Annotated in this window: 8 protein-coding genes; 7 read left to right on the forward strand and 1 reads right to left on the reverse strand. The window is 51.9% G+C overall.

The window, feature by feature from the left end:
- Positions 1 to 157: 157 nt before the first annotated feature.
- Positions 158 to 1,327, reverse strand: a complete 1,170-nt coding sequence (locus KTQ90_RS08360; RefSeq protein ID WP_217318025.1) for a PLP-dependent transferase — start codon at positions 1,325 to 1,327, stop codon at positions 158 to 160.
- Between the two features lie 189 nt (positions 1,328 to 1,516).
- Between KTQ90_RS08360 and KTQ90_RS08365 the strand changes: the two genes are divergently transcribed.
- The 7 genes from KTQ90_RS08365 to KTQ90_RS08395 all read left to right on the forward strand — a co-directional run bounded on the left by KTQ90_RS08365 (position 1,517) and on the right by KTQ90_RS08395 (position 16,738).
- The gene (locus KTQ90_RS08365; protein ID WP_217318027.1) at positions 1,517 to 3,688 is read left to right on the forward strand and encodes a GH92 family glycosyl hydrolase; all 2,172 of its coding nucleotides are present in this window, start codon (positions 1,517 to 1,519) and stop codon (positions 3,686 to 3,688) included.
- A 28-nt stretch (positions 3,689 to 3,716) separates the two neighbouring features.
- Complete coding sequence (locus tag KTQ90_RS08370) at positions 3,717 to 5,702, forward strand: glucosamine-6-phosphate deaminase (protein ID WP_217318028.1); 1,986 nt, start codon at positions 3,717 to 3,719, stop codon at positions 5,700 to 5,702.
- A 548-nt stretch (positions 5,703 to 6,250) separates the two neighbouring features.
- Positions 6,251 to 8,002 carry a M6 family metalloprotease domain-containing protein gene (locus tag KTQ90_RS08375; RefSeq protein ID WP_217318029.1) on the forward strand — a complete coding sequence of 584 codons (1,752 nt, stop codon included), beginning with the start codon at positions 6,251 to 6,253 and terminating at the stop codon, positions 8,000 to 8,002.
- A 954-nt stretch (positions 8,003 to 8,956) separates the two neighbouring features.
- On the forward strand, positions 8,957 to 11,947 hold the full coding sequence (locus KTQ90_RS08380; RefSeq protein WP_217318031.1) for a SusC/RagA family TonB-linked outer membrane protein: 2,991 nt from the start codon (positions 8,957 to 8,959) through the stop codon (positions 11,945 to 11,947).
- A 25-nt stretch (positions 11,948 to 11,972) separates the two neighbouring features.
- Positions 11,973 to 13,535, forward strand: a complete 1,563-nt coding sequence (locus KTQ90_RS08385) for a RagB/SusD family nutrient uptake outer membrane protein (protein WP_217318032.1) — start codon at positions 11,973 to 11,975, stop codon at positions 13,533 to 13,535.
- Positions 13,536 to 13,569: 34 nt separating this feature from the next.
- Positions 13,570 to 14,469: a hypothetical protein gene (locus KTQ90_RS08390; RefSeq protein ID WP_217318034.1), complete on the forward strand. Its 900-nt coding sequence runs from the start codon at positions 13,570 to 13,572 to the stop codon at positions 14,467 to 14,469.
- A gap of 157 nt (positions 14,470 to 14,626) precedes the next feature.
- Positions 14,627 to 16,738, forward strand: coding sequence for a M6 family metalloprotease domain-containing protein (locus tag KTQ90_RS08395; RefSeq protein ID WP_217318035.1), 2,112 nt, complete (start codon positions 14,627 to 14,629; stop codon positions 16,736 to 16,738).
- Positions 16,739 to 16,787 lie beyond the last annotated feature (49 nt).

Below are 16,787 nucleotides of genomic sequence, written 5' to 3' on the forward strand. Positions count from 1 at the left end.
TTGAGACAAGTGCACCCCCTGATTACAATACTTGTTCTGCTCGGTTGGTGCACTTCTTGCTCTGGCAAGCGGCAAAGCCGAGCGGAGACAAGTGCACCCCCTGATTACAATACTTGTTCTGTTTGGTTGGTGCACTTGAGACAAGTGCACCCCCTGATTACAAAGCCTGACGGAAGTCCTCCACGATGTCGTCCATGTCCTCCAGACCCACAGAGATGCGTATCGTCGTGTCGAGCACGTCCATCGCTGCGCGCTGCTCGTCAGTGAACGGACCGAAGATGGTGCTGGCAGGATGGATGGCGAGTGTGCGGTTGTCGAATAGATTCGTGGCGCGGCGCACCAGCTTCAGTTTGTTGATGAAGCGGAAGCAAGCCTCCTTCGACTCCAGGTCGATAGTGAACATGCAGCCCGCAGTCTTGCCAAACTGACGTTGCGCCAAAGCATGGTACGGATTGTCGGGCAAACCGACGTAGTTGACGCTCTTGATCTGCTCCAACCCGCGCAGCGCGTTCACCAGATACTCCGTGTTGCGCACCTGCATGGAGTAGCGTGCGTTCAGATTCTCCAGTCCGAGGTTCTGCATGTAAGCCACGTGCGGCGTCATGTAAGCGCCGAGGTTGAACAGCATCTCGTCGTGCAGGCGGTGAGCAAACTCGGGGAATCCGCCGTAGTCGATGACGATGCCGCCGAGCGAAGTGGCGCCGCCAGAGAGATACTTAGTGGTAGAAACCACCTCGATGTCCACGCCAAGTTCGTGAGCGTTGAACTCGGTGAACGGAATAGCCGTGGTGTCAGCCACGAGCGGAATGTTATGTTCGTGCGCAATCTCAGCCAGCGCCGCGAGGTCAGCCACCTCAAGCTGCGGATTGGTGATTATTTCGAGGAAGATGCAGCAGGTGTCGGCATCAACGGCACTTCGCACCTCGTCGAGATTCGTCAGGTCGCACAGATGCGTCGTCACGCCGAATCGCGGCAGCGTCTTTGTCAGCAGCGAGTAGGTGTTGCCGAACATGTGTCTTGACGACACCACGTTCTTGCCCTGCTCCACGAGCGAGATGAGTGCGCCCGATATAGCCGCCATGCCCGACGACATCGCCGTCACACGGTCGGCACCGGTCAGCGCCTTTATCTTGAGTTCGAGATAGTTTACTGTAGGATTCATCACACGCGAGTAGTCGGGCTCCTCGATACGTCCGCAGAAAGCGTCCGACATCACGTCGGCGTCAGCGAACTCGTAAGCAAGCGTGTGGTAGACAGGCATACTCAATGCGCCGTATGCATCGCTTTTCTGGAAAGGGGTGTCGATGGCAAGTGTTTTTTTCTTCATGATCTTGTTTATTAATTCCGCTGCAAAAGTACGCAAATAGCTTTTTTCTACACCTATTATATATATACTAAGTTGCGCACGCCTTTTCTATTTAACATCTTTTGTATGTTACAGCTTCATTTTATGCCGTCAATAATAGCGATTCAAGCATAAAAATCAGTATTTTTGCAATTGCTAAATACTAATTTTATGAGAACAAATTATCTATTACGACTCTTATCTGTCGCGCTACTTGCTGTATGCTTTAGTGTTACAGCCGCTGTTGCCGCGACTCAAAATCTCACGCAATACGTAAATCAATATGTCGGAACCGGCGGTCATGGCCACACGTTCATGGGCGCCAACGTGCCTTTCGGACTCGTTCAGCTCGGTCCTACCGAGCCCACACGCGGTTGGGACTGGTGCTCGGGCTACTACTATGACGACGACGAGCTTATCGGTTTCGGACACATGCACCTCTCGGGCACCGGCATCGGCTGCCTCGGCGACGTTGCATTCCTGCCAGTGAAGGACTTCAAGCAGACTTCCACACGCTTCAAGCACGAGGCAGAGAAGGTGCATCCGGGCTACTACTCGGTGCAGCTCACCGACCCTAACGTGCTTGTGGAGCTTACTGCCACAGAACGTTGCGGTTTCCATCGCTATACCTTCAAGAACGGCGCAAAGGCTCAGCTCGCTCTCGACCTCTCGCAGTGCATCGGTTGGGATAAGCTCAACGACTGCCTGCTCACGCAAGAGAGCGCTACACGCCTCACCGGTTTCCGCCGCTCAAACGGTTGGGCAGCCGACCGCCGCATCTATTTCTCTATCGACTTCTCGCAGCCCGTCACCGTCCATCGTCTCGACTCGATGGAGCGCGTCGTTGTGTCTGTAGCCAACAACACCAAGCCGCTGCTCGTGAAGGTGGCGCTCTCGCCGGTGAGCATCGACAAGGCTAAGCTGAACATGCAGGCAGAGTTGGCAGGTTGGGACTTCGACGCAGCCGTTAAGTCAGCCGATGAGGCTTGGAACCGCGAACTCGCCCGCATCGAGATACAGACCAACGACCGCACAAAGAAGCGCGTTTTCTACACAGCGATGTATCATCTTATGACCTCTTGCTCTAAGTTCAACGACGTAGATCGCGAGTATCGCGGCGCCGACGGCAAGGTGCATAAGGCAGACTTCACCAACTATACCACGCTCTCGCTTTGGGATACATATCGTGCGGCTCATCCGCTCATGACGGTTGCCTTCCCCGAGATGCAGCGCGACTTCGCCCAGACCTTCCTCAACATCTACAAGCAGCAGGGCCGTCTGCCGGTATGGCATCTCATGGGCTCAGAGACCGACTGTATGGTGGGCAATCCGGGCGCAATCGTGCTCGCCGACCTCACCATGAAGGGCTTCGTAGAGGATAAGGAGCTGGCGCTTGAGGCTCTGAAGGCTACACAGATGAAGGACATACGCTCGCTCGGTCTGCTCAAGAAGTACGGATACATTCCTTGGAACCTCGAACCCGAGAACGAAACCGTAGCGAAGGCGCTCGAATACTGCGCTGCCGATGACGGTGTGGCTAAGGTGGCTAAGCTGTTGGGCAAGAAGGACGACTACGAATATTTCTTCAACCGCTCTCGCTCTTACAAGAAATACTACGATCCGGAGACTCGCTTCCTCCGCGCTGTAGACACCGACGGCAAGTTCCGCCTGCCGTTCAACCCGTTCTTCGCCGAGCACCGCACCAACGACTACACCGAGGGCAACGCATGGCAGTACACCTTCCTCGTGCCTCACGACGTGAAGGGTCTCATCAAGCTCTTCGGTTCCGACAAGGCATTCATGTCTAAGCTCGACTCACTCTTCTTCGTTGAAGGCTGGGCTGGCGACAACGCTTCGCCTGATATGTCGGGCATGACTGGTCAGTATGCTCACGGCAACGAGCCGAGCCACCATGTTATATATATGTATAACTACGCCGGACGCCCCGACAAGGCTGCTCCGATGCTGCGCAAGATGCTCAACGAGATGTATCTCGACCAGCCCGACGGACTCTCTGGCAACGAGGATGTAGGTCAGATGTCGGCTTGGTACATCCTCTCGTCGGTAGGTCTCTACCAGGTAGACCCCGTTGGCGGTCGCTTCGTTATCGGTTCGCCGCTCTTCGACAAGGCTACCGTGAATGTGGGCGGAGGCAAGACCTTCACCGTCGTGGCAAAGAACAACTCCGACAAGAACATCTACGTGCAGAGCGCTCGCCTCAATGGCAAGACTCTCAAGAACTCTTACGTCGACTTCAACGACATCCGCCGCGGCGGAACACTCGAACTCGTAATGGGTCCGAAACCGTCGAAGTGGGCTTCAGCTGCGGCATGCAGACCATAGTAAACTTATCAACTAAATAATCACTATTATGAAACTTAATTTAAGTTCGCAGATTGTATTGAATAAGGTACCGGAGCAATACTACCGCCCTCGTACGGCAGTTGAACGCTCTGAAATCACACGTTGCGAGAAACTCTTCACCGACATCTATCCGAAAGTGGAGGAGGGCGCGAAGGTTATCGCCGACACCGTAGAGACAGAAATCAAGCGTGCCAAGGCTGCAGGCAAGAAGTGCGTGCTCGCCCTCGGTACAGGTCTGTCGCTGAACCCTATCTACGAGGAGCTTATCCGCCGCCACAAGGCAGGACTCAGCTTCGACAACGTAGTGGTGTTCAACGCCTACGAGTATTTCCCGCTTGACAAGAACTGCGCACAGAGCGCCATCAACCAGTTGCGCCATCGCTTCCTCGACCATGTAGACGTAAAGGCAGAGAATATACACACCCCCGACGGATCAATAGCTCAGGACGAGGTGTTCGAGCACTGCCGCGCCTACGAACAGCTCATCGCTGCTGAGGGCGGCATCGACATCGCCCTGCTCGGCATTGGTCGTATGGGTAACATCGCAGCCAACGAGCCTGGCTCAAGTCTCGCTTCGCAGAGTCGTATCATCCTCATCGACCAGACCGCTCGCGAGGAGATGAGCAACAGCTTCGGCACACTCGACCAGGTGCCGCCGTGCTCTATCACGATGGGTGTTCACACGCTGCTCTCTGCCCACAAGATGTTCCTCACGGCATGGGGCGAAGAGAAGTCGGAGGTGGTGCAGAAGATTGTGGAGGGCGGCATCACCGACACCGTTCCTGCTTCGTTCGTGCAGACACACAACGACGCCAAGTTTGTCATAGACCTCGCTGCAGCCAGCAAGCTGACACGTATCGTTCATCCGTGGCTCGTCACCAACTGCGAGTGGACCGACAAGACGATACGCGCCGCTGTGGTTTGGCTCTGCCAGCTCGTGAAGAAGCCTATCCTCAAGCTCACCAACAAGGACTATAACGAGAACGGCCTTTCAGACCTGCTCGCCCTCTTCGGTTCGGCTTACAACTGCAATATTAAGATATTTAACGACCTGCAGCATACCATCACCGGATGGCCTGGCGGCAAGCCGAACGCCGACGACACCAACCGTCCGGAGCGTGCGCTGCCCGCACAGAAGCGTGTCATCGTATTCTCGCCGCACCCCGACGACGACGTGATCTCTATGGGTGGCACCATCCGCCGACTCGTTCAGCAGAACCACGACGTGCACATCGCCTACGAGACATCGGGCAACATCGCTGTTGGCGACGAGGAGGTAACACGCTTCATGCACTTCGTCAACGGCTTCAACCAGCTCTTCTGCGACAGCAAGGACGAGGTGATAAAGAAGATGTACGGCGACATCAAGGAGTTCTTTGCGCAGAAGCGTCCGAGCGATATGGATACCAAGGAGGTGCGCACCATCAAGGGCCTTATCCGTCGTGGCGAGGCTCGCACAGCCTGCACCTACAACGGCATTCCGCTCGACCACGTACACTTCCTCGACCTTCCGTTCTACGAGTCGGGCAAGATAGAGAAGCTGCCGATGGGCGAGGCTGACGTGAAGATCGTTCGCGAACTGCTCCAGCAGGTTAAGCCTCACCAGATATACGTCGCCGGCGACCTCGCCGACCCGCACGGCACCCACCGCAAGTGTACCGACGCCGTGATGGCTGCCATCGACCTCGAGAAGGAGGCTGGTGCCAAGTGGCTCGACAACTGCCGCATCTGGATGTATCGCGGCGCATGGGCTGAGTGGGAAATCGAGAACATCGAGATGTGTGTGCCGATGTCGCCGGAGGAGCTTCGCGGCAAGCGCAACTGCATCCTCAAGCACTCTTCGCAGATGGAGAGCGCACCGTTCCTCGGCAACGACGAGCGCCTCTTCTGGCAGCGCGCCGAAGACCGCAACCATGCTACCGCCGAGCTGTATCACAGCCTGGGCTTGGCTTGCTACGAGGCAATGGAGGCGTTCGTGCGCTATAACCCGTAACCAACTGAACGTAGCGGAGGTCTCCGGCCTCCGCCACAGTCAAACCGTCATCAACAATCTCCCACAGATTCCGCAGATTAACACAGAAGTTAGGCTGCCTTTCAGGGGGTGCTTTCAGGGGGTGCACTTGTCTCAAGTGCACCAACCTAACTAAAGAGTAACTACTGAAAGAATATTAGTTCCTAACTGCTTGGTTGGTGCACTTGAGACAAGTGCACCCCCTGAAAGCACCCCTTCAAGTGCTCCCTAAGTGCACCAACCAAACATAACGGAATAATTACTCCCACAGATTCCGCAGATTTACACAGAACTTTCGAACCAAAAGCATCTGTGCTGATCTGCGAAATCTGTGGGAGTCTTTTTTGTTTAGTCGTTTGCTGCAAAGCAATAATCAAATGAATGTCAGCCTCTTGCTACCTTTTATTGTTAAAAATGTAGCAAATATTGAAATAATAAACCGCTGTGTTCGTCATTTTGCAACAATTTGAGTAATTTTGCTGCGAATAGTGTTCCGCATATTGCAATAAACAACAATCAATATATCTAAAATGAAGAAACTTTACTTGATGCTGTCAATGCTCTTCGCATTCGGCACCGCAGCCAACGCCGTTCCGGCTAAGAAGCTGCAGAAGGTTATCACACTTGCCAACGGCGCAAAGGTGTCGGTGGAGCTGCGTGGTGACGAGTACCTGAGTTGGTGGGAAGGCGCCGACGGAACCGCTTATCGTGCTACTGCCGACGACGCCGTGTTCGAGGCGTTCGACCTCGAAGCGCAGAAGCCTGCCGCTGCCGCACGCCGTGCGAAGACCGAGCAGGGACGCGCCGCTCGCCTCGCACGCGTGAACAACTCGCTGAAGGGTGCCGACGACAAGATGCGCGGACTCGGCGGCGACCACATCACTTACAAGGGCGTGAAGAAGGGCCTCGTGGTGCTCGTCGACTTCAAGAACAAGAAGTTCGCCGACGGACACGACCTCGAGTACTACAAGCAGATCATCAACGGTAAGGACTTCAGCGACCCCGAAGAAGGCTACGTAGGCAGCGTGCGCGACTACTTCCTCGCACAGTCTAACGGTCAGTTCGAGCTCGACTTCGACGTGGTTGGTCCCGTTACGATGTCGCAGAACTACGGCTACTACGGTCGCGACGGAGCATATCAGAAGGACGAGAACGTGTATAAGATGATTCAGGAGGCATGCGACGGCATCAAGGACCAGGTGAACCTCGCCGACTACGACTGGGACGGCGACGGCGAAGCCGACCAGGTGTTCTTCCTCTACGCCGGTCTGGGTCAGGCGTCGGGCGGTTCTGCCAGCACCATCTGGCCCCATGAGTCGCAGCTGCGCTACTGGCCCTGCGGCGTGCTCAAGTATCCTACCGGCAATGTGAACACATACGCCTGCGCCAACGAGTTGCAGCCCACAACTCAGGGCTCTTCAAACTACATCTCTGCCGGCATCGGCACCATCTGCCACGAGTTCTCCCACTGCCTCGGCTTCGCCGATATGTACGACACAGCAGGTCAGAACGGCTACGGCATGACCGTCTTCGACGTTATGGACCAGGGCTCTTACAACGGCAACGGCTTCGTGCCGTGCAACTACACTGCCTTCGAGCGCATCTACGCAGGATGGGTGGAGCCGATAGAACTCGAATCTCCGGCTACCGTCAAGGACATGAAGTCGGTATCCGACTACGGACGCCCGTTCATCATGTACAACTTCAAGAACACCAATGAGTACTTCCTCATGGAGAACCGCCAGAACACCGGTTGGGACAAGGAACTCTACGGCTGCAACGGTCTGCTCATCGTGCACGTCAACTACGTGCCGTCGCGCTGGACAAACAACAGCGTCAACTCGAGCAAAGAGAAGATACAGTGCTGCACGGTAGTAAACGCCGACGGCTCGCGCGAGATGAGCGACTACTACTCGCTGCAGGGCGACCTCTACCCGTACGTAGTGAAGGGCGTGACGATGAACGACGCTTTCACCGACGAGTCGGAGCCGGCTGCCAAGCTCTACAACAAGAACTCTGACGGCACCTACTACCTCGGCATTCCCATTACCGACATCAAGCGCTCTAAGGGTTCCATCTCGTTCAACGTTTGCGGTGGCGACAGCAATAATATTCTCGACAATACGTTCAAGGAAATCGTCGACGGCATCAACGGCATCACCGTAGCCAACAAGACCGCTGACAACCGCGTATACAGCATCGACGGACGCTACCTCGGCACTGACGCGTCGAAGCTCGGCAAAGGCATCTACGTGGTTGGTGGCAAGAAGATCGTGAAGTAAATTCAGGGGGTGCTTTCAGGGGGTGCACTTGTCTCAAGTGCACCAACCGAGCAATATTGAAGTAACTCTTGCTTTGTTGGGCACTTGACAGTTTTGTTGGTGCACTTGAGACAAGTGCACCCCCTAAAAGAACCTTATATAATAATGTATAGCCGCTGGACATCATCGCATGTCCGGCGGCTTTTTGTTTCTATTTCTCAATGCTTTCTTCAGAGGGTGCAGTTGTCTCCGCTCGGCTTTGCCGCTTGCCAGAGCAAGAAGTGCACCATCCAAGCAAGAACTGCACCAACTGAGCAATATTTAAGGCCCTCTTGTTTGGTTGGTGCACTTGAGACAAGTGCACCCCCTTAAAGCACCGTCCGCCGTCCGGTCGGATAGCTTTAAACTCAACTTACCAAGTACCGAGCATTTGTATTAATACTCCTTAATATTTAGTTGACAAAATAATATAAAAAGCCGTCTGAAAAATCATAACTTGGCAATCTGCCTGTTGTCATTTTCATGTTGTGTACGCAAACCTTTTGACATAATAATATTGTTTGGGCAAACGGAAATTTAGCGTCATTTTGTTTTTTTAAGTTCGCAAAAACTTATAAATATTAATAAAATTATCATGTTTTGGTATGAATTGCAGAAAAAACGTAATAAAACCTCGCTTTTTGAGTTAAAATATTTGGTTGGGAAACAATTATTAATTAAATTTGCAAATGATTTTTAAAATTTAATTTACCAGACGTTGCAGGATACTAAGGCGATTGAGACGCATTCTGTTGTTTCTTCACCTCGAAGTGCGAGGGCTGCTTTTTATATAAAAGGTATCGTGACGACGTGTGTGCTTTTTTCAAATTAGAATAATGTAATACAGGTAAAAAACGGGGACCGCTCCCGACACATACAAAGTGAAAACAAAAATCAAATTATAATAATTAATTAATTTAAAGAGAGAGAATTAATATGGAAAAAAGAATCATGATGTTTTTCGCCTGTCTCTTCCTAAGTATAGGAATGGCAATGGCACAAACTCACGTTTCCGGAATTGTCACCTCCTCTGAAGACGGTGAGCCCGTTATCGGCGCTACAGTCAAGGTGGTAGGTTCGCAGACAGCCGGTACAGTTACCGACATTGAAGGACGCTTCTCGCTCTCAGTCAGCAAGCCTGGCGTTGAGCTCGAGTTCTCGTCAATCGGTCTGGTTTCTAAGCGCGTTAAAGCAAGCGAGAACATGACCGTAGTGCTTCAGGTGGACAGCCACACACTTGAGCAGGTAGTCATCACTGGCTACGGTTCTGCTAAGAAGTTGGGTTCAGTGGTAGGTTCTGTTGCTTCTGTAGACAAGAAGAAGCTCGAGAGCATCGTCACTCCGAACTTCACCGACGCTCTTGCAGGTCAGGTATCAGGTCTTTCGGTACTTTCTTCTGCCGGCGACCCTTCTTCTGCAGCAACTATCCGTCTGCGCGGTGTCAACTCTATCCAGTCATCAAGCCAGCCGCTCTTCATCCTCGACGGCGCGCCGATTTCTGCATCATTCTACGCAACACTCAACCCGGCTGACATCGAGAGCATCACAGTGCTCAAGGACGCTGCTTCTACAGCTATCTACGGTGCGCGTGCTGCCAACGGCGTTATCGTGCTCACCAGCAAGCAGGGTAAGTACAGCGAGCAGGTAGGCCTTAGCGTTAGAGCACAGTATGGTATCGCAAGCGCTACAAGCGACGGTGTAGAGATGATGAACTCTAAGCAGTACATCAAGTTCCGCGATCTCATCGGCCAGCCCGTGTCAGACGATATCCGCAACCTCGTTGACAAGTATAACATCAACACCAACTGGCGCGACGAGATGATCGACGATGCTGCTCCTACACTCGACGTTAACGCTACAATGCAGGGCGGTGGCCAGACCGTAAACTACTACGTTTCATTCAACCACCACAAGCAGGACGGTCTTATCGAGATGTCTAAGATGCACCGTAACACTCTTAACGCACGCATCAACGCTCGTCTGAACCGCTTCTTCAAGATTGGTTTCACAACAAACCTCGGTGTGCAGCGCTACTCGCAGAATGCAGAGTGGAGTGCAACTGGCACAATCTATTCTGCCAACCCGCTCGTGTTCGCACGCCAGGCATTGCCTTACGATACTCCTTATCAGTACACCATCGACGAGAACGGCAATATGATTAAGGGTGACCGCGCTATCGGTCTTAAGTACTCAGGTCTTAACATGCCTTGGTGGTACAACTCTCACCGCGACTACTATCGCAACAAGCTCACTCTCAATACCAGCCTCACCGAGACATTCACACCGATCGAGGGTCTCACATTTCAGGCATTGCAGTCAATGAACGGCTATGAGAACATGAACCACGCTTCGTTCAGCCCGTACGACGCATTCGTAGACGGCATGGGCAACAAGATTGAGGCTGCGACGGGTAATGTTTCGGCTTCTATGAGCCGCTACTATCAGTTCACACTCTCGCACACAGCAGAGTGGCGCAAGCAGTTTGGCGACCACTACGTAGGCATCCTCCTCGGTGAGGAGACACGTATCGAGCGTTCACGTGGTCTCAGTGCTTACTCAGAGGGCCAAACCGACCCGCGCCTTCTCCTCCTCCCTAATGGTACAACCGTTACACCGGAAGACCTCGGCGACTCAAAGGTAGAGGAAGTTGCTAACTCACTCTTCGCTAACGCTGAGTATAACTATAAGGAGAAGTACTACGTAACAGCTTCTATCCGTCGCGACGGTAGCTCTAAGTTCGCTCCCGACCACCGTTGGGGTACATTCTGGTCAGCAGGTGCCAAGTGGGATCTCAAGAAGGAAGACTTCCTGAAGGATGTAGAGTGGTTGAACGACCTCTCGCTCAGCTTTAACTACGGTACAACAGGTAACGACTCAGGCGCAGGTTCATACGACTACCTCGGTCTCTACACTGATGGCGGTCTCTACAATGGTGAGAGCTCTATCGGCATCGCACAGATGAAAAACGAGAAACTTACATGGGAGAAGACAGCAAAGTGGAACGTAGGTCTTAACTTCTCTATCTTCGACCGCGCTCACTTCACGGTAGACTTCTACCGCAACAAGACAACCGACATGCTTATGTCGATTCCTTACTCAATGACTACTGGCTACTCAGCAGGTATCGGTAACGTGGCATCAATGACCAATACCGGTATCGAGGCAGACGTAGATGTAGACATTCTCAGAACTAAGGACTTCTACTGGAGCTTCAAGGCTAACGTAGGCTACAACAAGAACGAAATCACAGAGCTCTTCCAGGGCCGCGACGAGTACGTTCTCTCTAACACAGGTATGAAGCTTGCTGTAGGCCACGCTTTCGGTGAGTTCTATCAGGTACGTTTCGCAGGCGTTGACCCGCAGACAGGTGCTCCGCTCTACTACGACAAGGACGGCAACAAGACAAAGAAGTTCAACGAGGAACGCGACGCTGTGTTCCTTGGCAAGAAGCGCTTTGCTCCTTGGACAGGCGGTTTCGGTACCAACTTCCGTTACAAGAACGTTTCGCTCATCGCCGACTTCGCTTGGGTAGCAGGCAAGTACATGTTGATTAACGACGACTACTTCATCGCTAACCCGCATTTGGCTACAACATGGAACCAGCGCGTAGAGATGCTCAACATCTGGACAACTCCAGGTCAGATAACAGACATCCCTGGTGCTAAGTACGACGTGCAGATCACCGACCAACTGCTTCAGAACGCTTCGTTCCTCCGCATGAAGACTCTTTCAATCCAGTACGAGTTCCCGAAGAAATGGATGCAGGCTACTCGCTACATCAAGGGCGTGAAGGTATTCGGTATCGCACGCAACCTCTTCACCATTACTCCGTTCGAGGGTTACGACCCGGAGCCGGATATGAACCTCGTGCAGTTCAACTACCCGAACACACGCCAGTTCGTAATCGGTGCTGAGATTTCTTTCTAATATTAACACTTAATCAGGAAATAAAATGAAAAAGTTATATATTTCAATGATGCTGCTGGGAGCCATGGCTTTCTCTTCCTGCGATATGGATCTGAAGCCGGTTGGCACTCTTGACGAGGAAACCGCCATCCAGAGCACTCAGGACATGCGCAAGTTCCGCAATACGCTTTACACCAATTTGCGCTCTGTAACCTCTGGCTCATACATTTACCTCACAGATATCCAGCTCGACGGTTTCAATGGTCTTATCAGCAACGGTAACAACCTTAGCGATTTCTCTTACGGCCAGATCTATCCTACCAACTCAAGTGTAACTGGCTACTGGTCGGGCAACTACGTTATGATTTCTAACGCTAACGCACTCATCAACAAAGCCGACCTTCTTTCGGCAACGTCTTACTTCACCGACGAGGAGAAGATGGCGTTCGCACGCTACAAGGGCGAGGCACTGTTCACACGTGCCTTCGGCTACTTCAACCTCGTTGAGCACTTCAGCAAGCCGTACACTCAGACCGACCCGAATGCAGCAGCTTCTGGTGTGCCTCTCGTTACTACATATGACCCTACAGGTGATCAAACAAAGTATCCTGGCCGCGCGACACTCGCTGAGACCTACGCTCTCATCGACGCTGACCTTCAGGCTGCTTACGACGCGCTCAAGGCGTATGAGGAGTCGGGCTATACGGATAAGTACACAGAGACGTACGAGACAGATAAGACAGCTTATCTCACCTCTTACGCTGTAGCTGCTATGCAGGCACGTGTAGCACTCGTGAAGGGCGACTGGCAGACAGCATGGGACAAGGCTACTTCAATCATCACAAGCAACAAGTACAAACTCGTTCTGCGCTCTGCGTACACAAGGATGTGGAAGAACGATACTGGCACGGAGATTATCTTCCAGCCGTTCATGTCTGGCAAAGAGAAGGGTGGCTCAAACGGTGGCGTATTCCAGAAGAAAGACGAGACTGATCCCTACTACATTCCTAACTATGGCACTCTTATGATGTTCGTTGAGAACGAGGGTGACATCCGTTACGATGCTTGGTTCACTACGTACAATGACTTCCTGATTGAGGGTGAGTCATACAAGGCTTACGTTTTCTGCAAGTATCCGGGCAACGTCGCAATCAATACTACGGAGAACCAGTTCATAAACAAGACAAAGGTGTTCCGCACTTCAGAGATGTACCTCATAGCTGCTGAGGCAGGTGCACATCTTGGTGGCGACAAGCTCTCGCAGGCTAACCAGTATCTCAACGACTTCTGCAAAAAGCGCTACACTGGTTATAAGGACAAGACCTACTCTGCAGCTGAGCTCATCAAGCAGACTCTGGCAGAGCGTAAGCGTGAGTTCCTTGGTGAAGGTATGCTTTGGTCAGACCTCCGTCGTACTAACCAGGGCTTCCAGCGCATCTCTAACTTCGATATTGGCGACCCCGAACTCGATAAGATCAACAATGTTATGTTCAGTGTCGGCAAGAACCTGAAGTATGAGGCTGGCGATTACCGCTTCACATGGCCTATCCCGAAGGATGAGATCGACTCTAACCCGCAGATGAAGGGTCAGCAGAACCCAGGCTATTAATTTGCATTTATAAACAATATAGAATAATTTCAATATGAAATACATTAAATTATTATCGCTTTTAGTAGCAGTTCTCTTCTTGGGTGCCTGCTCTGATGACGATGTAAAGAAGAACTCGGCAGCTGATGTAACAGTAAGCATGGGTACAGCAACTATCTCTCCGAGAGAGAGTGCTGGCGTCGTTTCTCTGCCTATCAAGGTGGAGGGCCCAACAAACGGTATGGTTACTCTTACTGTAGAGACAAGAGAAGTAGGCAGCAATCCTGCTGTTGAGAATACTAACTATTACGTAACAACTAAGAAAATCAACATCACTGGCTCGGAGGGCTATGTTGAGCTCGAGATGGTTGATGATGATGAAATCAACGATCCGCGTACATTCGAGGTGACTATCGTAAAGGTAGAACACGCCAAGCTTAACGAAGCTGCAAAGACCACTACTGTAGAAATTCGCGACAACGACCATGAGCCGTATGACCGTCTCCAGGGAACATGGACGATGACATACAAAAATTATGATGGCGCTGTGCAGAGGCAGAAGGTGACTATCACCGGTGCTGACGATCCTTCACAATACATCTACAACAAGCTTCTCTATCTTGAGGGTATGCTTCTCGAAAAGTCTAAGGCTCAGCTCTCGTTCAACTTCGATAGTGCTAATAATACTTGCTATGTATCATTCACTAACTTTATGAAGTACAACTGGGTTACAGGTTTTGAACATTCAAGTCTTTCTAAGCCTGTTGATATTCAGCTGGGTCGCCTTGAAGGTAATAATATTTCACAGTCACCGGTTGAAGGTGAGGTGCAGGACGACTTCAAGACTATCAAGTTTGAGGAAGGTGCAACTATTGCAGCTCTCTTCACAAATCCTGACAATGGTCAACTTTCGCTGTTAGAAGCAATGTCTGATATCGTATTGACAAAGGAGTAACAACGTTACATCCAAATTCATATTAAATTAAAGGAGGGTAGGGTGCTTCAACCATTGAAGCACCGCTCTCCTTTTCTGCACTTTTTTAAGTTTGATGATGAAGAACAGCTTCTGCATCATCAGTTTCATCTATAACAGAAAATCTACAAATACAAGAATGAAAAGAAAAATCTTTACACTGGCTTTGGCTCTCGCAACAACACTCGTTGCAAATGCCATCCCTGCGAAGCGCGGCATCTGGCGCACTATGCAGCTCCCTAACGGCACTGAGGTGAAGGTGGAGTTGCGTGGCGACGAGTTCATGAGCTTCTGGCAGGACGCTTCAGGCAACCGCTATACAGTGGATGCACAGAACAGACTTCGTGTAGCTGACATGGATCAGCTGCGTCAGATCAACAAGCAGCTCCGCACAAAGGCGGGCAACGTGGCTGGCGATATGCGCCGCGTTAAGTCAAACGCCAAGAAGATGGAGTACAAGGGCGACAAGCGTTGCCTTATCATCCTCGCTCAGTTCTCAGACAAGAAGTTCTCTATGGCAGACCCAAAAGCGTTTTACACACGCGTTGCCAATGAAAAGGGCTTCAGCGAGAACGGTTTCATGGGTAGCGTTTCCGACTACTTCAGCGCACAGAGCGGCGGCCAGTTCAATATCACATTCGACGTAGTAGGTCCGTACACACTCGGTTCGGTAAGTAGCTATGGCGAGAACGTCACCGACAATCAGGGCAACCGTCTTTACGACAAGAACGCCGAGGGCATGATCACCGGAGCTTGTAGCGAGGCTTACGACGACGGTCTCGACTTCTCACCGTACGACTGGGATGACGACGGCTTCGTAGAGATGGTTTACGTCGTATACGCTGGCGAAGGCGAAGCTACCGGCGGCGGCGCGGAGACAATCTGGCCGCACAAGTCGCAGCTGCCTACGAATCCACGCTACGGCAACAAGCGCGTTTCTATCTACGCTTGCTCTAACGAGGTGAACGGCGGCAACAAGCTCGCAGGTATCGGCACAATCTGCCACGAGTTCTCTCACTGTATGGGCTACCCCGATGTTTATGACATCGAATACGGCGGCAACTACGGTATGGGTACATGGGACCTCATGTGCTCTGGTAGCTACAACGGCGACACATACTGCCCGGCTGGCTACACAGCATACGAGAAGATGGTTGCTGGCTGGATCAACCCTATCGAGCTTACCGAGAACGCTTCTTACTCAGACATCAAGACCACAGCAGACGGCGGCGACGCTTATATCTTCTACCACCCGGAGAACAAAGACGAGTACTACCTCATTGAGAACCGTCAGCGTAAGGGTTGGGACAAGTATATCGCTGCAGGCGGCATCCTCGTAAACCACATCACTTACGACAAGACCGTTTGGGACTACAACATGCCTAACACCTTCCACAAGGGTATCAACGACATTGAGCGCATCACTATCATCCCTGCCGACAATAGGAAGACTTCTACAACTGAGGCTGGCGACGTGTTCGGTACAAGAGATAACTATCGTCAGCTCACCAACGCCACACAACCTGCAGACGTAGCAAACACAGAGAATGCTTCTGGTTCGAAGGTTATGAATATCTCGCTCACTAAGATGAACGTAACAGGCGGATTGGCATCATTCACCTTTACCAACCATAATCTCGGTACTGGCGTAGTTGATGGCTACGTGCTGTACGAGACATTCGATCAGGCGCTTGGTACGGGTGGCAACGACGGCAAGTTCAAGCCGAGCAGCAAGTTGGATGCAAACTTCGCAACTGGCACTTTGACAACAGACGTGCCAGGTTGGTCGGGCGAGTATCTGCGTGGTGGCAGCCAGTGTCTGCGTGTCGGAAAGAACGGTGGCAGCGACTCAAAGGTTACAACTCCTGAGTTTACACTCAACGGCGAGGCGAAACTCACCTTCCGTGCTGCTGCATGGAACGACGGTAGTGGCACAACACTTAAAGTGTCTGCAAGCAACGGCTCGCTCGCTAATAGCGAGTTTAATATGCCTGCAGGTGCATGGGGCGACTTCTCTACCACTATCAAGGGTAACGGCAAGATGAAGCTCACTTTCCAGGGCGAGTTGCGCTACTTCCTCGACCAAGTATTCGTAACCGATCCCGGTACTACTGGCATAGAGAACGTTGAGATGAACAACCAGCCGGCTGTTAAGGGCGTTTACTCTATCGACGGACGCTATCTCGGCAACGATGTTTCGAAGCTCGGCAAGGGTCTCTACATCGTTAACGGCAAGAAGATCGTTAAGTAAATCTGTTCTGTACACAGTCTGATTCAATACAGACAGTTCTGTACATTAT

Source organism: Leyella stercorea (genome assembly GCF_019052365.1).
Classification (GTDB): Bacteria; Bacteroidota; Bacteroidia; order Bacteroidales; family Bacteroidaceae; genus Prevotella.